At 72.1% G+C, this 21,299-nt stretch carries 19 protein-coding genes; 5 read left to right on the top strand and 14 right to left on the bottom strand.

Going from position 1 to position 21,299, the window contains the following annotated elements; genetic code table 11:
• Positions 1-42 precede the first annotated feature (42 nt).
• On the bottom strand, positions 43-1,371 hold the full coding sequence (locus ABZ192_RS04840; protein ID WP_356923107.1) for an MFS transporter: 1,329 nt from the start codon (positions 1,369-1,371) through the stop codon (positions 43-45).
• On the bottom strand, positions 1,368-2,030 hold the full coding sequence (locus tag ABZ192_RS04835; RefSeq protein WP_356923106.1) for a winged helix-turn-helix domain-containing protein: 663 nt from the start codon (positions 2,028-2,030) through the stop codon (positions 1,368-1,370). The genes ABZ192_RS04840 and ABZ192_RS04835 overlap by 4 nt, the downstream gene beginning before the upstream one ends.
• 134 nt (positions 2,031-2,164) lie before the next feature.
• On the opposite strand from ABZ192_RS04835, the gene ABZ192_RS04830 reads away from it, so the two are divergent.
• A complete protein-coding gene (locus tag ABZ192_RS04830; RefSeq protein WP_356923105.1) occupies positions 2,165-2,794 on the top strand; it encodes an RNA-binding S4 domain-containing protein in 630 nt (209 codons plus the stop codon).
• 18 nt (positions 2,795-2,812) lie between these two features.
• On the opposite strand, the gene ABZ192_RS04825 is transcribed toward ABZ192_RS04830, so the two are convergent.
• The 3 genes from ABZ192_RS04825 to ABZ192_RS04815 all read right to left on the bottom strand — a co-directional run bounded on the left by ABZ192_RS04825 (position 2,813) and on the right by ABZ192_RS04815 (position 5,142).
• Entirely contained in the window at positions 2,813-3,277 is a 465-nt protein-coding gene (locus ABZ192_RS04825) for a DoxX family protein (RefSeq protein ID WP_356923104.1), read from the bottom strand.
• A 112-nt stretch (positions 3,278-3,389) separates the two neighbouring features.
• On the bottom strand, positions 3,390-4,451 hold the full coding sequence (locus ABZ192_RS04820) for a protein kinase family protein (RefSeq protein WP_356923103.1): 1,062 nt from the start codon (positions 4,449-4,451) through the stop codon (positions 3,390-3,392).
• Entirely contained in the window at positions 4,444-5,142 is a 699-nt protein-coding gene (locus ABZ192_RS04815) for a class I SAM-dependent methyltransferase (RefSeq protein WP_356923102.1), read from the bottom strand. Before ABZ192_RS04815 ends, ABZ192_RS04820 begins: the two co-directional genes overlap by 8 nt.
• A 161-nt stretch (positions 5,143-5,303) precedes the next feature.
• Between ABZ192_RS04815 and ABZ192_RS04810 the strand changes: the two genes are divergently transcribed.
• On the top strand, positions 5,304-5,567 hold the full coding sequence (locus tag ABZ192_RS04810) for a DUF6343 family protein (protein WP_356923101.1): 264 nt from the start codon (positions 5,304-5,306) through the stop codon (positions 5,565-5,567).
• 39 nt (positions 5,568-5,606) lie between these two features.
• On the opposite strand, the gene ABZ192_RS04805 is transcribed toward ABZ192_RS04810, so the two are convergent.
• The 4 genes from ABZ192_RS04805 to rpsA all read right to left on the bottom strand — a co-directional run bounded on the left by ABZ192_RS04805 (position 5,607) and on the right by rpsA (position 9,439).
• Positions 5,607-5,987: a tetratricopeptide repeat protein gene (locus tag ABZ192_RS04805; RefSeq protein WP_356923100.1), complete on the bottom strand. Its 381-nt coding sequence runs from the start codon at positions 5,985-5,987 to the stop codon at positions 5,607-5,609.
• Between the two features lie 50 nt (positions 5,988-6,037).
• Positions 6,038-6,658 (bottom strand): dephospho-CoA kinase, encoded by a 621-nt coding sequence (gene coaE / locus ABZ192_RS04800; RefSeq protein WP_356923099.1) that lies wholly within the window; start codon positions 6,656-6,658, stop codon positions 6,038-6,040.
• A 110-nt stretch (positions 6,659-6,768) separates the two neighbouring features.
• Positions 6,769-7,707, bottom strand: a complete 939-nt coding sequence (locus ABZ192_RS04795) for a PAC2 family protein (RefSeq protein WP_356923098.1) — start codon at positions 7,705-7,707, stop codon at positions 6,769-6,771.
• Between the two features lie 232 nt (positions 7,708-7,939).
• Positions 7,940-9,439, bottom strand: coding sequence for a 30S ribosomal protein S1 (gene rpsA, locus ABZ192_RS04790; protein WP_356923097.1), 1,500 nt, complete (start codon positions 9,437-9,439; stop codon positions 7,940-7,942).
• 365 nt (positions 9,440-9,804) lie between these two features.
• Here rpsA and ABZ192_RS04785 point away from each other — a divergent pair, with 365 nt between their 5' ends.
• Together ABZ192_RS04785 and hrpB are read left to right on the top strand one after the other, a co-directional pair.
• Positions 9,805-10,614, top strand: coding sequence for a class I SAM-dependent methyltransferase (locus ABZ192_RS04785; RefSeq protein ID WP_356923320.1), 810 nt, complete (start codon positions 9,805-9,807; stop codon positions 10,612-10,614).
• A gap of 48 nt (positions 10,615-10,662) precedes the next feature.
• The gene (gene hrpB / locus ABZ192_RS04780; RefSeq protein ID WP_356923096.1) at positions 10,663-13,203 is read left to right on the top strand and encodes an ATP-dependent helicase HrpB; all 2,541 of its coding nucleotides are present in this window, start codon (positions 10,663-10,665) and stop codon (positions 13,201-13,203) included.
• A gap of 31 nt (positions 13,204-13,234) precedes the next feature.
• Here the strand turns inward: hrpB and ABZ192_RS04775 are convergent, their stop codons facing one another.
• The 3 genes from ABZ192_RS04775 to ABZ192_RS04765 form a co-directional block, all read right to left on the bottom strand.
• Positions 13,235-14,227, bottom strand: coding sequence for a DUF3068 domain-containing protein (locus tag ABZ192_RS04775; protein ID WP_356923095.1), 993 nt, complete (start codon positions 14,225-14,227; stop codon positions 13,235-13,237).
• A 25-nt stretch (positions 14,228-14,252) separates the two neighbouring features.
• Positions 14,253-14,387, bottom strand: coding sequence for an SPW_0924 family protein (locus ABZ192_RS04770; protein WP_356923094.1), 135 nt, complete (start codon positions 14,385-14,387; stop codon positions 14,253-14,255).
• A gap of 138 nt (positions 14,388-14,525) precedes the next feature.
• Entirely contained in the window at positions 14,526-16,274 is a 1,749-nt protein-coding gene (locus tag ABZ192_RS04765; protein WP_356923093.1) for a lytic transglycosylase domain-containing protein, read from the bottom strand.
• A gap of 318 nt (positions 16,275-16,592) precedes the next feature.
• Here ABZ192_RS04765 and ABZ192_RS04760 point away from each other — a divergent pair, with 318 nt between their 5' ends.
• Positions 16,593-17,462 (top strand): DUF4184 family protein, encoded by an 870-nt coding sequence (locus ABZ192_RS04760; protein ID WP_356923092.1) that lies wholly within the window; start codon positions 16,593-16,595, stop codon positions 17,460-17,462.
• On the opposite strand, the gene ABZ192_RS04755 is transcribed toward ABZ192_RS04760, so the two are convergent.
• Positions 17,368-17,922: a hypothetical protein gene (locus ABZ192_RS04755; RefSeq protein WP_356923091.1), complete on the bottom strand. Its 555-nt coding sequence runs from the start codon at positions 17,920-17,922 to the stop codon at positions 17,368-17,370. The two genes, ABZ192_RS04760 and ABZ192_RS04755, sit on opposite strands and share 95 nt — an antisense overlap.
• 396 nt (positions 17,923-18,318) lie before the next feature.
• A complete protein-coding gene (polA, locus tag ABZ192_RS04750; RefSeq protein WP_356923090.1) occupies positions 18,319-21,045 on the bottom strand; it encodes a DNA polymerase I in 2,727 nt (908 codons plus the stop codon).
• Positions 21,046-21,299 lie beyond the last annotated feature (254 nt).

The following is a 21,299-nucleotide window of genomic DNA, read 5'->3' as shown; positions in this document are numbered from 1 at the left end:
CGTAGGCGGCGGTGGGGCCGCCCCTCACCGGAGGCGGAAGGCTCAGGACATGCCGGCACGCGAGCCCTGGGTGAGGGGCGTGTCCGGCGCGGACCGGGTCTCGACGCGGCGTAGCCAGAGCAGGGCCCCGGACAACAGCACCGCGCCGGTCAGCAACCATGGCAGCGGGCCCGGCCGCAACGCGCCGACGACGAGGCCGGCGAGCGCGCCGACCAGTTGCAGGGCGAGGGACTGGACGGACAGGGCGGTGGCGCGGCCGGCGCTGGTGACGCGGCGGTGCAGCAGGTCGTTCTGGTTCGGGGACGCGGCGCCGACGCCGAGGTAGAGCAGACAGAAGCCGACGACCGCGAGGGCCGTGGCGACCGGGTGCCTGGTGGTCGCGGTGACACCGAGCAGCAGCATGCCGCCCGCGCCCGTCACGAGACAGACCAGCACGGCCCGCTCGCCACTGCCCGCGATCCGCGCGGCGAGCGGCGCGAGGTGGCTGCCGGCACCGTTGCAGACGAAGCCCGCGCAGGCGAGCACGGCGTACGCCATCGCTCCGGAGCCGGGTGATCCGGTCAGCTCGACGGTGCGGCCCGGGATGAGCAGTTCGATGCCGGCCAGGGCGCCGCCGACGGCCGCGGCGGTGAGCAGGACCCGGCGGACCAGCGCGTCCCGGCCGCCCAGCCGCAGCCCGTCGAAGACGGTGACCGGGACGCCGCGCAGCACCGCACGCAGGGTGGCCGGCGGTCGCGGCGGTTCCCGCAGCACGGCCAGCACGTAGCAGACGAGGACGACCCTGACCACGGATCCCAGCAGCATGGGGACGGACAAGGGCAGCACCGCCCCGGCCGTCGCCTCGCTCAGCCTGGTACCGAGACCGGGCCCCGCGTCGAGCAGCCAGGGCAGGGCACCGCCGAGCAGCAACCCGGCCGCGAGCGCGGCGGACGTCGCGGAGCCGCCGCGGGCCAGGCCCGTGCGCAACTCGGCGTCCGGGCCGGAGCACTCCTGGACGGTGTCGACGTACCAGGCCTCGGCGGTACCGCTGGCCAGGGCCCGGGCCGTCCCCATGAGCACCATGCCGGCGGTGAGCACCCACACGGTGGTGCCGAGGCCGACCAGCACGCAGGCCACCATGTTGAGGACACCGGCCGTGGCCAGGACCGGCCGGCGCCCGAGGACGTCGGAGAGCCCGCCCGTGGGCAGCTCCAGCGCGGCCACGGTCAGCGAGTGGACGGCGAAGAGCCCCGCGACCGCGGCCAGGGACATGCCGCGCTCGCTGAACAGCAGGACCATCGAGGCCAAGCCGAGGCCCGACGGCAGCCATAAGAGCGCGCAGACGGTGACGTAGCGGCGGCGTACGGTCCGCAGCCGGGTCAGCTCGGTCACGAGGCGTCCTCGCGGCCCGTCTCCTCACGGCCCGTCTCCTCGCGGCCCGTGTCCCCACGGTCGGTGTCCCCACGATCGTGCGGGGCGAGCGGCAGCCCGGCGGTGAGGAACAGGACGTTCTCGGCGCGGGGGTCGTCCGCGTCCCGGGCCGTCAGCTCCGCCAGCTTCCCAGCCACGGCGTCCCAGAGCTCGGTGAGCGACTCGGCCGTCAGCCGGGGCATGCGGTCGCTGATCCCCGACGGCTCCACCCACTCCTGGCCAAACCGCCCCGCGGCCATGTCCGCCTCGTGCCGGGCGAGGGACATCTCCAGGTGCTCCAGCTGCCGCCGCCTCGCCAGGCTGACGAAGGCACGGCCCGCTTCGGAGGACTCCATCGCCTCGTTGCTCCAGGACGTCACGGTGTGCTGGGCCCGCCAGCGCCGCTCCCGTCCGTCACGATGCTCGGCCTCGGTGATGAACGCGTACTTCGCCAGCACCCGCAGGTGGTAACTGGTCGACGCCGACGACTCCCCCGTCCGCGCGGCGAGCTCACTGGCCGTGGCGGGCCCGTCCTGACGCAGCAGTCCGAGCAGCCGGATGCGCAGGGGGTGGGTGAGGGCCTTCAGGGCGTCCGTGTCGTGCTCGGGGTCCAGTACGCGCTTGTGCTCGTCGCTGTCCATGCCGGGAGGGTAGGCCGGCACCCGGCATTCAACAAAGAGTTTTTGCAAAACTTGTTTTGTAGAGTCGGGCGGGAGGCTGGTTACCTGCCCGGACGGCCCGAAATCGGATGACGGGAAGGGCTAAGGTCGGGGACATGGCTTCTGAAGGCACGGAGTACGACGGGACGGGCGACGCGAAGGCCGTGGACCCGAAGACCATGGACCCGAAGGCCGCGGACCTGAAGACCGTGGACCCGAAGACCGTGGACCCGAAGGTCGCAGCTGCCATCGCCGCTGCCGAGGCCGCCGGGCCGCAGAGTGGCCAGACCGTCCGTGTCGACAGCTGGATCTGGGCCGTACGCCTCGTCAAGACCCGTTCCCTGGGCGCCACCGCCTGCCGGGGCGGACACGTCCGCGTCAACGGCGAGCGGGTGAAGCCCGCCCACGCGGTGCGCGTCGGCGACGAGGTGCGCGTACGGCACGAGGGCCGGGAGCGGGTCGTCGTCGTGACACGGCTCATCCGCAAGCGGGTCGGCGCCCCGGTGGCCGCCCAGTGCTACATCGACAACTCCCCGCCGCCCCCGCCCCGCGAGGCCGTCGCCCCGGCCGGCATCCGCGACCGCGGCGCGGGCCGCCCGACGAAGCGGGACCGCCGCGAAATGGAACGCCTGCGCGGCCTGGCCGGCCCCGGTCCGGGCCCTGTAGCCGGCCCTGGCCCCGCCGGCGGCTTCGGCCGCGGTCCTGGTCCCGGTCCCCGCGGAGGCTCCGGCAAACCGAGGCCGTGAGCAGCGCACTCGGCACGGTCACGCCCGGAGCCGCAGCAGGCGCAGCAGATCCGCGTTGTGCCCCCGCCGCGCCCAGGCGATGAGAGCGAGCGGCACCATCAGGATGACCGGCGTCGCCGCGTACTGCCCGTCCATGACGGTGATCTGGACGACGAACGCGCCCACCATCAGCGCGCCCAGCGCCATCGCCGCCACCGACTGGAGCACCGGGATCAACAGGGCGACCGCTCCCGCCAGTTCGAGCGCGCCGATGGTGTACATCCCCGCGCCGCCCCAGCCGAGCTCCTCGAACGACTCGGCAGCCGACGGGTGCGCGATCAGCTTGGGCACGGCGCTCGCGATCCCGTAGAAGAGGGCGAGCAGCACCTGGAGACCACGCAAGGCGATCCGGGCACGCCGCCCGCGGGCGGTCGCGGACTCGGCGACGACGACACCGGCCGGGGCCGAGGGGATGGCGGTGGCGGGAGGGTTGGTCTCGGACATGGAGGTCTCCTGGGGAAGCGGTCCGTGATGATGTCGCAGGGGTAGACCGCCTCTCCCCCTCGAACTCATCGCCGCCCGGCGAATGTCACCCGACCCGCTCCGCCCTCGCCCGTCACGGGCAGAGCCGCCGGAGTCGTTCCGCTGGATAGGGCGTCGTCCTGCTCACCTCCTGGATGGCGCGGTAGAAGTCCGTCATCACGGCCGCGACCGGGGCATGGCGGCTGAGGATCTCCGCCGTCCCGGGCGGCACCCCGGTGGGCTGCTGCCCTTCGGCCCAGGCCCGTATCAGTGGCCCACGTATCTCCCAGTCCGCGCCATACAGGGCGGTGACCAGCCAGTTGACGAGATAACTGGCCGTGTAGCAGCGGTCGTAGCCGGCGTGCCGTTCGTAGAAGTCGGTCTCGGTGGGTGAGAGGTCGAAGCGGCTGGACAGGGCGAGGCCGTAGTCGGCGAAGTACAGGCGCCGGCCGTCGGTCAGGACGTTCTCGAAGTGGGCGTCGAAGTGGAGCAGTTCCCGACTGTTCATGAAGGACGTACCGGCCCGCAGTTCCTTCTCCACGAGCGAGCACGCCCGGTCGAGGGCCCCGCCGCCTGCTCGTACCTGCTCCGTGAGCCACGCGTGCAGCGTCCGGGGGACATACTCCAGGAACAGCACGACGCTCGCCGAGGACTCCCGCAGTGCCTCGATACGGCTCCGTACCTCCGCGCTCCCTCCCCAGTAGGCCACGGCCCGTTCCACATCGGCCAGTTCCTCCGCCGGGGTGGGTGCCTCGTCCGGCAGCACGCGCCAGTGGTACATCAGCGGAAATCCCTGGAACTGCCCGGAGAGCACCCAGTTCGTCGTCATCGTATGGACGGCGACCTCGCGCCACGCCCCGAACCCTGGCCCGCCGACGCCGTACTGGCAGAAGGTGGGGAGCCCGAACACGTTGGCCGTGGACCGGAGGTGTTCCGGCCGCCGCTCCAGGTCGGTCAGGGGCACCCGCTTCACGAAGACCGGCGTGCCGGCCACGTCCGTCCGGGCCGACTTGCCACCGATGCCCGTCCCCAGCGGCACGGCCGCGTCCACCAGCTCACGCAACTCGGCGTCCCCGCACAGCGCCAGGGATGTCGACACCGTGTCGTAGCCGGTCAGCCTCCCGGACTCCCCCGCGCCGTCCGGTGCCTCACGCACCCTGCTCGCCTTGACCGTCAGGCACAGTCCGCACCCAGATCCGGTCCTCCGTCAGGTACCGGTCCACCCTCAGGCCCGTCTCCTCCAGCGCCTCTTCGAACTGCTGCCTCGTCAGTGGTCGTGCCCGGAACGTCTGGGTCCAGACCGCGTCCGGGAACTCGTACTCCGCGCGGACCGAGTTGACCCCGTCGCCGACCGGCTCCGACGACACGATCCGCACGGTGAAGCCGCTGGGGTCCACCCGCTCGCGCGGCACGTTCGCGTGGTAGTCCTCGCCCTCCCGCTGGATCAGCACGAAACCGCCCTCCGCGACATGTCGCACGCACGTGCGCAGCAGGCCCCGCCGCACCTCGGCGTCCCCGGCGTGCACGAGGAACGACGCGAGCAGCACCACGTCGAACGTCTCGCCCAGGTCCAGGTCCTCGATCGGGCTGCATATCGTCCGCGCCCCGCGCACCCGCTCCAGCATGTCGGCGGACTCGTCCACCGCCGTGACCTCGAATCCGCGCTCCAGCAGCGCATGGGTCATGCGCCCGACACCGCTGCCCAGCTCCAGGATGCGCGCGCCCGCCGGCACCGCCGCCGCGATGATCTCCGGTTCGTCCCCGACGGGGAGTCGTGAATAGAACTCCACCGCGCAGCCGTCCGGAGTGATGGCCCCGGGTCCCGTCCCTGCGTACCCCTCACGCATTTTCAGCTCCATGCCCGCCCAACGGGCCACACCCGCACGCCCGTTCCCGTCCCGTCCGCGTTCACCCGCCCGAGTGAACGACGTCGCGCGTCGGCCCCTGCTCCCCCTGTTGGTGGGCATCCGCGGTGAGGAGTACGTTGCAAACAGGAGTGGAGATCGTGATGCGTACAGGCAGTGAACCGAGGACGGCGCGCAGTGCCCTGCGGGCGCGCTTCTGGCTGAGCCTGTGGGGGCTGGTCTGGGCGCTCTTCGGGACGGTCGCGTTCACGCTGGCCGGGCGGACCGGCTGGGCCATCGCCTGTGGCGCGCTCCTGCTGGTCGTCACGGTCGACCTCGTCATCGTCCTCAGGCACATCCGCCAGGGCCCGCACTACCAGCCGGGCGCCGACATCCCGCCCTACCGTCCACCGGAAGATCATCCCTGAGGCAGACGGACCACCCCTGAGGCGGACGGGGGCGGCCGCTCACGCGTCGAAGCGCGCCGCCTTCAGGAACCGCGGGTTCGGGTCCAGCGCGGCGGCCAGCCGGAAGTGGCGCTTGGCCTGGTCGGGGCGGTTCTGTCGCTCATATGTGCGGGCGAGCGCGAAGTGCGCGAACGCGTTGTCCGGCTCGCGCTCCAGCACGATCGAGAACTCCAGCTCCGCCGGCCGCAGCTGCGCCGCGGCGAAGAAGGCACGGGCGCGCAGCAGCCGCGCGGCGGTGTTCTCCGGGTGCGCGGCGATGACTCGGTCGAGCAGCTTCACCGCGCCCCGCGGGTCCCGCGCGGCGAGCAGTTGCTCGGCGGCGCGGAAGTCGATGACATGCGTCTCCGGTGTACGTCCGGTCGAACCGCTGGTCTCGGGCACGGCAGAGTCCTTCCCTCACTGTGAGGGTTCAACGCCCCGGGGCGGTGCCGCTATTCCTGCGAGGGCGGCCGGGACGCCTGCGACCTGCGCTCCAGCTCGGCCCACACGTCCTTCACGCGGCGCTCCAGGTCCGCCAGCGGGACGTCGTTGTCGATGACGATGTCGGCGATCTCCCGGCGCTGCTCGGGGGTCGCCTGGGCGGCCATCCGCGCGCGTGCGTCCTCCTCGGTCATGCCGCGGAGCCGGACGAGCCGGTCGAGCTGGGTTTCGGGGCTCGCCTCGACGACGATCACGACGTCGTACAGCGGTGCCAGGCCGTTCTCCGTGAGGAGCGGGACGTCGTGGACGACGACCGCGTCGTCGGCGGCGGCTTCTTCGAGCTCGCGGGAGCGGGCGCCCACGAGGGGGTGCACGATCGCGTTGAGCGTGGCGAGCTTCGCCGCGTCGGCGAAGACGATGGAGCCGAGCCTGGGCCGGTCCAGACTGCCGTCGGCCGCGAGCACCTCCTCGCCGAAGGCCTCCACGACCGCGGCGAGCCCCGGCGCCCCCGGTGCGACGACCTCCCGCGCGATGCGGTCCGCGTCGATCAGCACGGCACCGCGCTCGACGAGCAGCCGTGACACCTCACTCTTGCCGGCGCCGATTCCGCCGGTCAGACCCACCTTCAGCATGAGCCGAGCCTAGACGCTCCGCCTGGGATGCCGTGTCGAGGGTGCGGGCCGGTGGGGGCTGGTCGCGCCGTTCCCCGCGCCCCTCCCGCGCCCCTGTCGGGGCACGGCAGTCAGCTGTCGCCTTCTCTCTCCGCCAGGAACTTCTCGAACTCCCGGCCGATCTCGTCCGCCGACGGGATGTCCGCCGGCTCGGCGAGCATGTTGCCCCGGGTCTCGGCGCCCGCGACCGCGTCGTACTGGTGCTCAAGGCCCTCGACGAGCGCGGTGAGGTCCTCGTCGCCCTCGCGGATCTGCCGGTCGATCTCCGTCTGGGTGCGGTGGGCGTCCGAGCGAAGCGCGTGGGCGATGCCGGGCAGCACCAGACCGGTCGCCGCCGTGATGGCCTCCAGGACCGTCAGGGCCGCGTCCGGGTACGGGGAGCGGGCGATGTAGTGCGGGACGTGGGCGGCGACGCCCAGGACGTCGTGCCCCGCCTGGAGCAGGCGGTACTCGACGAGGGACTCCGCGCTGCCGGGCACCTGCGCCTCCTCGAACGGGCTGCGGTGGCCCGGGACGAGGTCGGTGCGGTTGCCGTGCGGGGTCAGGCCGACGGGCCGCGTGTGCGGGACGCCCATCGGGATGCCGTGGAAGTTCACCGACAGGCGGACGCCGAGCCGCTCCACGATCTGCTTCACGGCCGCGGCGAAACGCTCCCACTCCACGTCCGGCTCGGGGCCGGACAGCAGCAGGAACGGCGCTCCCGTGGCGTCCTGGACCAGCCGCACCTCGATGGCGGGGTCCTCGTAGTCGCTCCAGCGGTCGCGCTTGAACGTCAGCAGCGGGCGGCGCGCGCGGTAGTCCACGAGCCGGTCGTGGTCGAAGCGGGCGACGACTTGGTGGGGCAGCGAGTCGAGCAGCCGGTCGACGATCTGGTCGCCCGTCTCGCCCGCGTCGATGTATCCGTCGAAGTGGTAGAGCATGACAAGACCGGCCGACTCCTGGGCCAGCGCCATGTCGACGACGGCCAGCCCCTTCGGCTCCCATGCGTACAAGCTCTGCGGATCAAGCACAGTGACCGCTCCTCCTCGTGTTCATACACCACAACGCCGTTGCGGGCATGGGCATTCCCAGGAGAACGAGAACATTGATCTTGGCAGCTGGGACAACGCCATCGAGGGGCGCGGGGAACTGCGCGACAAGCCCCCCGCAGGCCCGCAGCCGAACGACAGCCCTTGCACACGCTGAGGGCCCGCACCTCGAAAGGTACGGGCCCTCAGTCAGGAGCTACAGCTCAGTGGGCGTTCAGCTCTGCCCACCCGCCAGCTTCTCTCGCAGGGCGGCCAGCGCCTCGTCCGAGGCCAGCGCGCCGGAGTTGTCCGGGCCCTCGGAGGAGTACGAACCGCCACCACCGGACGCGGCCGGAGCGGCGGCCTCGCCACCACCCTCGGCAGCGGCCTTCTCGTCCGCCTCGCGGGACTTGATGACCTGCGCCTGGTGCTGCTCGAAGCGCAGCTGCGCCTCGGCGTACTGGCGCTCCCACTCCTCGCGCTGCTTCTCGTAGCCCTCGAGCCAGTCGTTGGTCTCGGGGTCGAAGCCCTCGGGGTAGATGTAGTTGCCCTGGTCGTCGTAGGACGCGGCCATGCCGTAGAGGGTCGGGTCGAACTCGACCGTCGACGGGTCGGCACCGAAGGCCTCGTTGGCCTGCTTCAGCGAGAGGCTGATGCGACGGCGCTCGAGGTCGATGTCGATGACCTTGACGAAGATCTCGTCGTTGACCTGGACGACCTGCTCCGGGATCTCCACGTGGCGCTCGGCCAGCTCGGAGATGTGGACCAGACCCTCGATGCCCTCGTCCACGCGGACGAACGCACCGAACGGAACCAGCTTCGTGACCTTGCCGGGCACGACCTGGCCGATCTGGTGGGTGCGGGCGAACTGCTGCCACGGGTCTTCCTGGGTCGCCTTCAGCGACAGGGAGACGCGCTCGCGGTCCATGTCGACGTCGAGGACCTCGACCGTGACCTCCTGGCCGACCTCGACGACCTCGGAGGGGTGGTCGATGTGCTTCCAGGACAGCTCGGAGACGTGAACCAGGCCGTCGACGCCACCCAGGTCCACGAAGGCACCGAAGTTGACGATCGAGGAGACGACGCCGGAACGGACCTGACCCTTCTGGAGGGTCGTGAGGAACGTCTGGCGGACCTCGGACTGGGTCTGCTCCAGCCAGGCACGGCGGGACAGGACCACGTTGTTGCGGTTCTTGTCGAGCTCGATGATCTTCGCCTCGAGCTCCTTGCCCACGTAGGGCTGGAGGTCGCGGACGCGGCGCATCTCGACCAGGGAGGCCGGGAGGAAGCCACGGAGGCCGATGTCGAGGATGAGACCACCCTTGACGACCTCGATGACGGTACCGGTGACGATCCCGTCCTCTTCCTTGATCTTCTCGATGGTGCCCCAGGCACGCTCGTACTGGGCGCGCTTCTTCGAGAGGATCAGGCGGCCTTCCTTGTCCTCCTTCTGGAGAACAAGGGCCTCGATCTCGTCACCGACGGCGACGACCTCGTTGGGGTCGACGTCGTGCTTGATCGAGAGCTCGCGGCTCGGGATCACACCTTCGGTCTTGTAACCGATGTCGAGCAGGACCTCGTCCCGGTCGACCTTCACGATGACGCCGTCGACGATGTCGCCGTCGTTGAAGTACTTGATCGTCTCGTCGATCGCGGCGAGGAAGGCTTCCTCGTTACCGATGTCGTTGACCGCTACCTGCGGGGTGGTGGCGGTGGTCTCGGTGCTGCTCGTCATGTGGGAAAGGGCTCCGGTACGGACATTGAAGTCGTAGGTACTGCTACGCCGGGAGCCCGTTTCGCTCTGCAGAAGCCGGACAGCCAAGGAAGCGCCACACAAAATCGGTGGCGCCTCGACAACCGAGGGGACATACATACAGATGCGAGCGCAGCCTGCTACGTCTGAGGTGCGCAGGCCCGCAGCGCAACTTGTAGCATACGGGGGCAGCCGGGCAGGGTCAATGCGCGAAGCCGCCCACCCGGGGCGGAACACCGCATACCCGGCACAAGTCGTGTCGTCCGAGGCCACGCAGGGCGTGTGACGCCCCCTTCGGGACACCTCCGGGACCGGCTGGACGGAAGAGTACGACGAGGGAGCCGATCATCCAAGAGCCCGAAGCGTCCGAACCGGAGGCGACCCGGCGTGACGCAGATGTCACCGAGAGCTCCCGGGCCAACCGGGGCTGGTGGGACCGCAACGCGGACGAGTACCAGACCGAGCACGGCACCTTCCTCGGCGACGACCGCTTCGTGTGGGGCCCCGAGGGTCTGGACGAGGTGGAGGCCGAGCTGCTCGGCCCGCCGGAGGAGCTGAAGGGCAAGGACGTCCTGGAGATCGGCGCGGGCGCGGCGCAGTGCTCGCGCTGGCTGGCCGGCCAGGGAGCCCGCCCTGTGGCCCTGGACATCTCGCACCGGCAGCTGCAGCACGCGCTGCGCATCGGCGGACCGTTTCCCCTGGTGTGCGCCGACGCCGGCGCGCTGCCCTTCGCGGACGGCTCGTTCGACCTGGCCTGCTCGGCGTACGGGGCGCTGCCCTTCGTCGCCGATCCGCGCCTGGTGCTGCGGGAGGTACGCCGGGTGCTTCGGCCCGGGGGCCGTCTGGTCTTCTCGGTGACGCACCCGATTCGCTGGGCCTTCCCGGACGAGCCGGGACCGGAGGGGCTGTCGGTGTCGGGGTCGTACTTCGACCGCACGCCCTACGTCGAGCAGGACGAGGAGGGCCGCGCGGTCTACGTCGAGCACCACCGCACGCTCGGCGACCGCGTCCGGGACGTGGTGGCCTCGGGCTTCCGGCTGGTGGACCTGGTGGAGCCGCAGTGGCCGGCCTGGAACACCTCCGAGTGGGGCGGCTGGTCGCCGCTGCGCGGGAATTTGATCCCGGGGACGGCGATCTTCGTGTGCGAACGGGACTGAGGCACGCGCGCGTGACAGACACCCTCCGCGCCGTACGAGACTGAGTGCGTGATCCGTTACGACGCTCTGGACGCCCTGCCCGTACGCGGTGCCCTGCCCGATCTGGACGACGCCCTGGAGGGGCACGGCACCGCAGTGCTCGTGGCGCCGCCCGGCACCGGGAAGACGACCTTGGTGCCGCTGGCCCTGGCGGGGCTGCTCGAGAAGGGGCCCCGGCGGCGGGTGATCGTCGCCGAGCCGCGGCGGATCGCGGCCCGGGCGGCGGCGCGGCGGATGGCGTGGCTGCTGGGCGAGAAGGTCGGCGAGAGCGTCGGCTACACCGTGCGCGGGGAACGCTTCGTCGGGCGGCACACGCGCGTGGAGGTCGTCACGACCGGTGTGCTGGTGCAGCGGGTGCAGCGGGACCAGGAGCTGGCCGGTACGGACGTGGTGGTGCTCGACGAGTGCCACGAGCGGCATCTGGACGCGGACACGGCGGCGGCCTTCCTGTGGGACGTACGGCAGACGCTCCGTCCGGAACTGCGGCTGGTGGCCGCCTCGGCGACGACCGACGCGCAGGGGTGGGCCGAACTGCTGGGCGGCGCTCCGGTGGTCGAGGCCCGCGGGACGGCCTATCCGGTGGAGGTCGTGTGGGCGCCGCCCGTGCGGCCCGTACGGCCGCCGCACGGGATGCGGGTGGATCCGGCGCTGCTGACGCATGTGGCGTCGGTGGTGCGGCGGGCACTGGCCGAGCGGGACGGGGACGTGCTGTGTTTCCTGCCGGGCGTGGGCGAGATCGCCCGGGTCGCCGGGCAGCTCGGGGCGCTCGGGGACGTGGAGGTGCTCCAGGTGCACGGGCGGGCGCCCGCGGCCGTCCAGGACGCCGTGCTGGCCGGCGGTCGGCGGCGCCGGGTGGTGCTGGCCACGTCGGTGGCGGAGTCGTCGCTGACGGTTCCCGGTGTGCGCGTGGTCGTCGACTCCGGGCTGGCGCGGGAACCACGCGTCGACCACGCGCGCGGGCTGAGCGCGCTGGCGACGGTACGGGCGTCGCAGGCGGCCGGGCGGCAGCGGGCGGGGCGGGCCGGGCGTGAGGCGCCCGGGGCCGTGTACCGGTGCTGGGCGGAGGCCGAGGACGTGCGTCTGCCGCGTTTTCCCTCACCGGAGATCAAGGTGGCCGACCTGACGGCGTTCGCGCTTCAGGTGGCCTGCTGGGGGGATCCGGACGCCTCCGGGCTGGCGTTGCTGGATCCGCCGCCGGGCGGGGCGATGGCGGCGGCGCGGGATGTTCTGGCGGCGGTGGGGGCCGTCGACTCCGTCGGGCGGGCCACGGAGCGGGGCGCTGCGCTGGCTCGGCTGGGGCTTCATCCGCGGCTGGGACGGGCCTTGGTGGATTCCCTTCCCTTCGTGGGGGCCGAGCGCGCCTCGGAAGTCGTCGCCCTGTTGAGCGAGGAGGCTCCGCGGGAGTACGGCGATGATCTCGCGGGTGCGTTGCGTCGTGCTCGGCGTGGGGGTGATGCCTATGCCTCGCGGTGGCGGAGCGAGGTTCGGCGGCTGCGGGCCGTCGTTTCGGGGGTTTCCCACCCGCCCACCCGAATCTCGCGTCAAGGGGCACAGGTCGACGCGTGGGCGAACTCCTCGGAGGAACACCAGGTCGGGCTCGTCGCCGCTCTCGCCTTTCCCGAGCGTGTCGCCAAGGCCGACGGTGGGTCGTATCTCATGGCGTCCGGAACCCGTGCCGAGGCCGGCGACGGGAGCGCGCTGCGCGGTTCCCCCTGGATCGCTGTCGCCATGGCCGACCGGCCCGTCGGCAAGGGGCACGCGCGCGTGCAGCTCGGGGCTGTCGTCGACGAGGAGACCGCCCGGCTCGCGGCCGGGGCGTTGCTGGAGGAACGGGACGAGGTCGGGTGGGACGGCGGGGAGGTCGTGGCGCGGCGGGTGGAGAGGCTGGGGGCCGTGGAGGTGGCGGTGCGGCCGCTGAAGGACGCCGATCCGGGACTGGTACGCGGTGCGCTGCTCGACGGGCTGCGGCGGGAGGGGTTCGGGGTGCTGCGGTGGTCGCCGGAGGCCGGTGTCCTGCGGCAGCGGCTGGCGTTCTTGCGGCTGCATCTCGGTGAACCGTGGCCCGACGTGTCCGACGACGCGCTCCACGCGCGCGTGGAGGAGTGGCTGGAGCCGGAGCTGAGCCGGGCCCGGCGGCGGGCCGATCTGGGGCGGATCGACGCCGGGGAGGCGCTTGCGCGGCTGCTGCCCTGGGCCTCCGGAGAGGCCGGGCGGATCGAGGAGCTCGCCCCGGAGCGGATCACGGTGCCGAGCGGGTCGAGGATCCGCATCGACTACTCCCGGCCCGAGCAGCCCGTACTGGCGGTGAAGTTGCAGGAGATGTTCGGGCTCCAGGAGTCGCCACGGGTCGCCGGGGTGCCGTTGCTCGTGCATCTGCTGTCCCCGGCCGGGCGTCCGGCCGCCGTCACGGCCGACCTCGCATCGTTCTGGAAGGAGGGCTACAAGGGCGTGCGGGCGGAGCTGCGCGGGCGCTATCCGAAGCATCCCTGGCCGGAGGACCCGGCCGGGGCGGAACCGACCCGGTACACCAGCGCCCGGCTCAGGCGCTGACGGCCGCCGCCCAGGCTCTGACGGCCGCCACTCAGGCGCTGACCGGTGACGGTTCCTCGGCCTCCGTGGGGGCCGGGCCGGACGGGCGGCGGCTGCGGGCCTCCAGGTACAGCGCGAGGGCCAGCAGGAGGACGCCGAGAGCCAGGGAGCCCCACGGCAGGTAGGACGTCATCAGCAGGATGAGCAGGCGCTGGGACTTCACCAGGTCGACGGTGTGCGCGATGTAGTCCTCCCGCATCTTCACGTGCCCGGCGAACGCGGTCACCTTGTCCCGGTCTCCGAGGAGGGTGCCGCCACGCAGTTCCTCCTTGTGGAGTTCCTCGCCGTAGACGGGGGCGCCGGTGAGGGGTTCGACCCAGAACTTGCGGACCGTGGTGTACCAGCGGGTCGTGCCGGTCTCGGCGACGGACTCGGGGGTGAGGCCCTCGACGGGCAGGGTTTTCGGGATGCGCACCTTGGTCCACGGGATGGTCTGCTCGAAGTAGTAGACCTCCAGGCCGCGGAAGTCCTGGGTGCCCTTGTAGTGGATGGGGGCGGTGACGCGGGCCTGGGCGTCGAAGTACTCGTAGTCCCGTTTCTCCGTGAGGAAGGGCCATTTGAACTCGATGCCCTCGCGGCGCACCGGGTCGCCGTCGACCATCTCGCCGGTGGCGTGGACGGGGTCCTGGGTGTGGGCGTCGAAGATGTAGCGCTCGGGGATCTTCGAGACCATCTCGCCGTCGGGGCCGACGACGTAGGACAGGCCGTCCCAGACGACCACGTCGCGGCCCGCCGATTCCTCGATCCGCTCGGAGGCCTCCACGTTGCCCTTGAGGGTCTGCACGATGGTGACCTCGGGGACGGTGCGGGCCCGCATCGTGCCGTAGTCGAGGAGGGTGGCGTTCCGCGCCTCCAGGACCATGTCCTGGTACTGGTGCGCGGGGACCTTGGCGAGGCGCGGGAAGGCGTACCAGCGCAGCAGCGGGGACAGCGCCGCGAAGAACACGGCGAGGGCGAGCAGGACCAGGCCGGCCTTGCGGCGCATCTCGGCCTCCCTCCCGGGCGGGCGGTCAGGGGTGTGCGGGCACCGTCGTCAGCAGGGGCTTCGGGGACGTGCCGCCCGAGGGCTGTGCGAGGGCGGTCAGCGTCAGGACCACGGCGAACGCGGCGGCGAGACCGATGGCGGCGGCGACGAGGGCACGCATACGGGGCCTCCCCACGGACGGAGCTGATACACCGTCAGGTTTCTCGGCACCGTAGCAACGCGCGGCGGAGATGAGAACACGTTGCACGCACAACGACGCCCCTCTTGAAAGAGGGGCGTCGTCCGTCGTACCTGAGAGCTACGCGCTCGGACTGGCCGAAGGGCTCGGTGAGGACGTCTCGGCAGCCGCCACGGTCAGTTCGACGGTGAGGGTCGCTCCGCCCTCGGTGTTGACGCGGAGCAGGAACGTGCCGGTGGTGTCGTCCGCGTAGAGCCTGGGCAGCGTCAGCAGTCCCTTCGCGTCCGTCTTCAGGCCCGTCAGGGTGCGTACGGCCTTGCCGTCGGCGTCCTTGAAGTAGGGGCCCTTGTCGTTGGCGGTCGGGTCGTCGGCCGACTTGATCAGGGTGGCGGTGGCCGCGACACCGTCGGCGACGGCGCCCTGGTACGTCGCCTTCACCTGGACCCGGTTGGCGAACTCGCCGCCCGGAACACAGGTCAGCGGGGCGTCGCCGGTGCGCGCGAGCTTGTCGGCGGCGCGCTCGGTGACGGTGGCCGTGTAGTCGAGGCCCGCGACCGTGCGGCCCACGACGGTGGCCCGGACGGTGACGTCGCCCGTCTTCTCGCCCGCCTGGAGTGCGGGCGCGACGGCCACTCCGGAGCTGTTGGTGGCGACCGTGGCCACGCTCTCGCCGCCCGCGAAGGTGGTGTCCGTGTCGCCGACGATCGTGAAGCGGATCCTGACCTTGGCGACGGCCTTGCCGGCCTTCGTCTCGGCGCGGGTGCTGATCCGCTTGGTGAACGCGTCGCCCGCCATCGCGGTGAGCTTCGCCGTCCCGGCGTCCTCCAGGTGGTGCACCGTGTCGGTGGGCGTGGGAGACGACGAGGGCGGCGTGCTCGGGGAGGTGGGCGGGGTCGTGGGCGGGGTGGTGGGCTCCGAGGGCTCGGTGCCCCCCGTGCCGGGCTTGTCGGGCCTGGGACTCGGCTCCGGCTTGGAGCCGCCCCCGGCCGGCGTGCTGGGTGTGCTCGGCGTGGAGGGGCTGGGGCTCGCCCCGGCCCCGTCGTCGCTGCGGTTGCCGGGCAGCGTGCCCGTGCCGTCGGGGACCTCGTGCGTGCCCTTGCGGTAGTACTCCAGCCAGCGCATGACCAGGTTCAGGTACTCACGCGAGTTGTTGTAGCTGAGGATCGCGCGGTCGAGGTCGTTCTGGTCGGACAGGTCCCAGTTGTTGCGGCACAGGTAGTGGCCGGCGGCGAGCGCGGCGTCGTAGATGTTGTTGGGGTCCTTCTTGCCGTCGCCGTTGGCGTCGCGGCCCGCCCAGGCCCAGGTCGACGGGATGAACTGCATGGGGCCGACGGCCTGGTCGTAGCTGCTGTTGCCGTCGTAGGCGCCGTTGTCGGTGTCCTTGATGAGGGCGAAGCCGTTGCCGTCGAGCTGCGGGCCGAGGATCGGCGAGATGGTCGTGCCCTCGGCGTTGACGCGGCCGCCGCGGGCCTGGCCCGACTCCACCCGGCCGATGGCCGCGAGGAGTTGCCAGGGCAGGTTGCAGCCGGGCTTGGAGTCGCGCAGCGCGGACTCGGCCTTCTTGTAGGCGTCGAGGACGGTCGCGGGGATGCCCGCCTCCGAGGCGCCGGAGGGGGTGGGGCCCGGCCCGGTGCTCGGTGACGGGCTCGGGCTGTTGAGCGGCGGCAGGTCCGTGTAGTACGGCGAGTTACCGGTGGCGCTGCCGTCGGAGGCACTCGCGTCGGGTGAGGGTGTGGCGTCCGCGGCGGTCTGTCTGCCGTGGTCGTTCACGCCCGGAGCCTGGGAGGCGGACAGGGCCGCGACCGCTACCGCGGCCACGGCGGTGGTTGCCGCCCCCTTGCGCAGCCTCCTGCCGAATTGCGCCGCCATAGAGTGAACCCCTCCCGTGGACGCCCGAGCGCCCGTCTCCGTCTGTCGCGCGCTTGTGTTGCGTACGCGTACTTCTGTTGCGCTCGCCCTGTTGTGACGATCGACCGGCCCGAGTGGTTGCCCTCCGACAGGCCTGTCTCCTGCCACCGGCACGGTGACCCTGGCGACCCTACGACAACTTCCTTTGCTCGGGCACCCGTTCGTGCCCGTTTTTCACCAGTTGGTCATGCCGCGACGCGCGGTGGGCTGGGCGGCATTCGGAATCATCCATACTGGGCCCTCCGATCGCCCGGGCAACGACCGTCACGAGGAGCTGAGTTGCCGTTCACGCTGAGCCATGCGGCAGCCGTACTGCCCGCCGTACGCACCGACGGCACCGGCCGGGGGCCACTGGTGCCCGCCGTGCTCGTGGCGGGTTCCTTCGCGCCCGACATGACCTATTACGCGGCGAGTGCGGTGTCCGGGGCGATGGAGTTCGGTGACGTCACGCACGCGTTCCCGGGTGTGTTCACGATCGATGTGCTCATCGCCTGGGCGCTGGTGGGGCTGTGGCTGCTGCTGCGCGAACCGCTGGTGGCGCTGCTGCCGCGGGCCCGCCAGGGGCGGGTCTCCGCGCTGGTGCGGTGCGGGGCGCCACGCGCGCGAGTGCGGCCGTCCCTGGTGCTGGGGTGGTACGCGTCCGCGGTGCTCGGCGCGCTGACACATGTCGTGTGGGACGCGTTCACGCATCTCGACCGGTGGGGGATGCGGCTGTTTCCGGTGCTGGGCCGGGAGGTGGCGGGTTCGCCGCTGTACTGGTACCTGCAGTACGGCGGTTCGGCGGTGGCCGCTGTCGTGATCGCCGTGTTCGTGGCGCGGGCCGTGCGGCGGGCGCCGGTGCGCGAGCCGGTGGGGGTCCCCGCGCTGTCGGTACGGGACCGGTGGCTGGCCGGTGCTGTGATCGGCGGCTTCGCGCTGGCGGGGGCGGTGCAGCGGGCGTCGCGGTGGTGGGCCTACTGGGGTTCGAGCGCGAAACCGTGGGAGATCATTCCGACGGTGTGCTTCGGGGCGGGCGCGGGGCTCGTCCCGGCGCTGCTGCTGTACGCCGTGGGGGTCAGGTCGTGGCGTCCGGCTCCGGTCCCGGCCCCGGTCCCGGGCGGTCCTGGCCGCCTCGATGACGCGGAGCCGAGCCGGTCGGCCGCTCGCTGAGGGGTGCTGTCGTCGCGATGTACACGGTGATGGTGGTGTGTGCGGGGCGACGGGGCCGCGGAAGCAGGGTCAGGACGAGCGTCAGGTAGCTGCGGGCCAGGTCCGCCCAGGGGCGGCCGGTCCTGCCGGGGCGGTCGGCATGGCCCGGGTGCTGGGCGGCAGGGGCTGTGCCGCTGGTGAGACCGAGGATTTCGGCCACGTCGTCCGGGCTGGTGAGACGTGTGACGGCGGACAGGTCGCCGGTGCCGGTGAGACCCGGGAGGGCCGTCACGTCGCCAACCCTGGTGCGATCGGTCGCGGCGGATGCCTCGGCGGCGCTCGTGGGACCGGCCGGTCTTCGGCCCTTGGCCAGGCGCTGCCGGAGGTCCGCCGTCGTGCGGCGCAGGGCCGTGGTGAGCCCGGCGGGGACGCGGACCGTGCTTGCGGCGACCGCGAAGGGCGGGACCGACGGGAGTGCCACGCCTGGGGCCGTGCGGCAAAGGAGCGTGCGTATACCCATGCCCGCATCTTTGCGACCGCCGGGGGTGGAGGCCCTTTGTCGGGGGCCACGCGAGTGACGTTTTCTGCGGGGGTTCAGCGGGGCGGGGGCGGGTGCCCCAGGCCAGGGCCTGGCCGGGACACCCGAAGTGGAGGCGATACCTCGGCGCGGGGGTGCCCGGCTCAAGACGCGGCTGAGGGCACCCCGCGCCGGGCTGGTGCGCCGCCGACTCCCAGTCCGGTCACACTCCCATCGAGACGCCCAGGAGACGGTGAAATGGACGGCGCACGCGATCCCACGAGCGAGCGGTTTCCGCACGGGTCCAGCCGGGGGGGGTGCCCCCGGCTCAGGATCCGGCCGACGGCACCCGGCTCCGCGCTAGTGCGCCGCCGACTCCCAGTCCGGGCCCGCACCCACCGAGACGCCCAGGGGGACGCGGAGGTGGACGGCGTTCGCCATCTCTCGGCGGACGAGTTCCTCGGCGGCGGCCCGCTCCCCGGGGGCGATCTCCAGCACGATTTCGTCGTGGACCTGGAGCAGCATGCGGGAGGCGAGGCCGGCCTCCTTCAGCGCGCTGTCCACCTTGAGCATGGCGATCTTGACGATGTCGGCCGCCGTGCCCTGGATGGGCGCGTTGAGGGCCATGCGCTCGGCCGCCTCGCGGCGCTGGCGGTTGTCGCTGTTGAGGTCGGGGAGGTAGCGGCGGCGTCCGAAGAGCGTCGCCGTGTAGCCCGTCGCCCGTGCCTCGTCGACCGCCCGGCGCAGATAGTCCCGTACGCCGCCGAACCGCTCGAAGTACGCGTCCATCAGGGCGCGGGCCTCCGCCGCCTCGATGTTCAGCTGCTGGGAGAGGCCGAAGGCGGACAGTCCGTAGGCCAGGCCGTACGACATGGCCTTGATCTTGCGCCGCATCTCGGCGTCCACCGCGGTCGGCTCGACCGAGAAGACCTGGGAGGCGGCCGTGGTGTGCAGGTCCTCGCCGGAGGTGAACGCCTCGATCAGGCCCTCGTCCTCGGAGAGGTGGGCCATCACGCGCAGTTCGATCTGGCTGTAGTCGGCCGTCATCAGGGACTCGAAGCCCTCGCCGACGACGAAACCGCGGCGGATGGCGCGGCCCTCGTCGGTGCGGACCGGGATGTTCTGCAGGTTCGGGTCCGTCGAGGACAGGCGGCCGGTGGCGGCGACCGTCTGGTTGAACGTGGTGTGGATGCGGCCGTCCGCGGCGATGGTCTTGATCAGGCCCTCGACGGTGACGCGGAGCTTGGCCTGCTCGCGGTGGCGGAGCATGATCACCGGCAGCTCGTTGTCCGTCTGCGTGGCGAGCCAGGCGAGCGCGTCGGCGTCCGTGGTGTAGCCGGTCTTGGTCCGCTTGGTCTTGGGCAGGGCCAGCTCGCCGAAGAGGACCTCCTGGAGCTGCTTGGGCGAGCCCAGGTTGAACTCGTGCCCCGCTGCCGCGTGGGCCTCCTTCACGGCCTGCTGGACGGCGCCGGCGAACATCTGCTCCATGGCCTCCAGGTGGGGCCGGTCGGCCGCGATGCCGTGCCGCTCCATGCGGGCGAGCAGCGCGGACGTGGGCAGCTCCATGTCGCGCAGCAGGTCGGCGGCGCCGACCTCCTCCAGGCGGCTCTCGAAGGCCTCGCCCAGGTCGAGGACGGCGCGGGCCTGGATCATCAGGGCCTCGGCCTCGGCGCCCTCGTCCGCTCCGAAGGCGAGCTGCCCGTCGGCCGCGGCGGCGGGGGCCAGCTCGCGGTGCAGGTACTCCAGGGACAGCGCGTCCAGGTCGAAGGAGCGGCGGCCCGGCTTGACCAGGTAGGCGGCGAGCGCGGTGTCCATGGTCACGCCCCCGACGCTCCAGCCGTGCTCGGCGAAGACCCGCATGGCGCCCTTGGCGTTGTGGAAGATCTTGGGTCGGGCGGCGTCGGCGAGCCAGGCCGCGAAGGCCTTCTCGTCGGCCTCGTCCAGCTGGGAGGGGTCGAACCAGGCGGCCGCCCCACCCGGCGCGGCGAGCGCGACCTCGGCGACCGAGCCCGTGCCGAGCGCCCAGGCGTCGACCGTGGCGACGCCGAGGGGCCCGGTGCCGTGCTCGGTGAGCCAGCCGGTCAGCTCGCCGGTGCCGAGCACCGTGCCGTCCAGCTGCACGCCGTCCGTGCTGATGGGGGTGGTCTCGGCCTCCTCGGCGCCGGGGTCGACGGCGAACAGCCGCTCGCGCAGGGAGGGGTTGCGGATCTCCAGGGTGTCCAGGACCATCGCGACGGCCTTGCGGTCGTAGGCGGTCCGCTCCAGCTCGGTGACGCCCTTGGGCAGCTCGACCCGGCGCTCCAGCTCGGTCAGCCGGCGGTTGAGCTTGACCGCTTCCAGGTGGTCGCGCAGGTTCTGCCCGGCCTTGCCCTTGACCTCGTCCACGCGCTCGACGAGCTGCGCGAACGACCCGAACTGGTTGATCCACTTCGCGGCGGTCTTCTCGCCGACGCCGGGGATGCCGGGGAGGTTGTCGGACGGGTCGCCGCGCAGGGCCGCGAAGTCGGGGTACTGCGCGGGCGTCAGCCCGTACTTCTCGAAGACCTTCTCGGGGGTGAAGCGGGTCAGCTCGGAGACGCCCTTGGTCGGGTACAGCACGGTCGTGTGCTCGCTGACCAGCTGGAAGGAGTCCCGGTCGCCGGTGACGATCAGCACCTCGAAGCCCTCGGCCTCGGCCTGTGTGGCGAGGGTGGCGATCACGTCGTCCGCCTCGAAGCCGTCGACCGCGAAGCGGGCCGCGCCCATCGCGTCGAGGAGCTCGCAGATCAGCTCGACCTGGCCCTTGAACTCGTCGGGGGTCTTGGAGCGGTTCGCCTTGTACTCCGTGAACTCCTGCGACCGCCAGGTCTTGCGGGAGACGTCGAAGGCGACGGCGAAGTGCGTGGGCGCCTCGTCGCGCAGCGTGTTGGCCAGCATCGACGCGAAGCCGTAGATCGCGTTCGTCGGCTGGCCCGTCGCAGTGGTGAAGTTCTCCGCGGGCAGCGCGAAGAACGCTCGGTAGGCCAGCGAGTGCCCGTCCATGAGCATCAGTCGCGGCCGGCTGCCGCCGGAGGTCTGGTCGGTCGTCTTCGATGCTGTCTCTGCCACGCCCCCGATCCTGCCACGCCCCACTGACACTCGGCCCCGACCCCGACGCCGCGTACGCGTCGGGACGGCCATCGCCCCGGCCCTCCCGACGCAGGCGCCCCGGGGCGGACCGCCGCCCCGCCCTCCCGACACGCGTAGCCGGGGGGCGGGCCACCATCCCAGCCCTCCCGACGCATGCCCCGAGGCGGGCCGCCACCCCAGTCCCCCCGACGCTTCCGCCCGAGGCGGGCCACCATCCCAGCCCTCCAGACGCG

The organism is Streptomyces sp. NPDC006235 (assembly GCF_040613735.1).
Classification (GTDB): Bacteria; Actinomycetota; Actinomycetes; order Streptomycetales; family Streptomycetaceae; genus Streptomyces.
The sequence above is the reverse complement of the archived record's forward strand: the minus strand, read 5'-3'. Positions and strand labels throughout refer to the sequence as shown.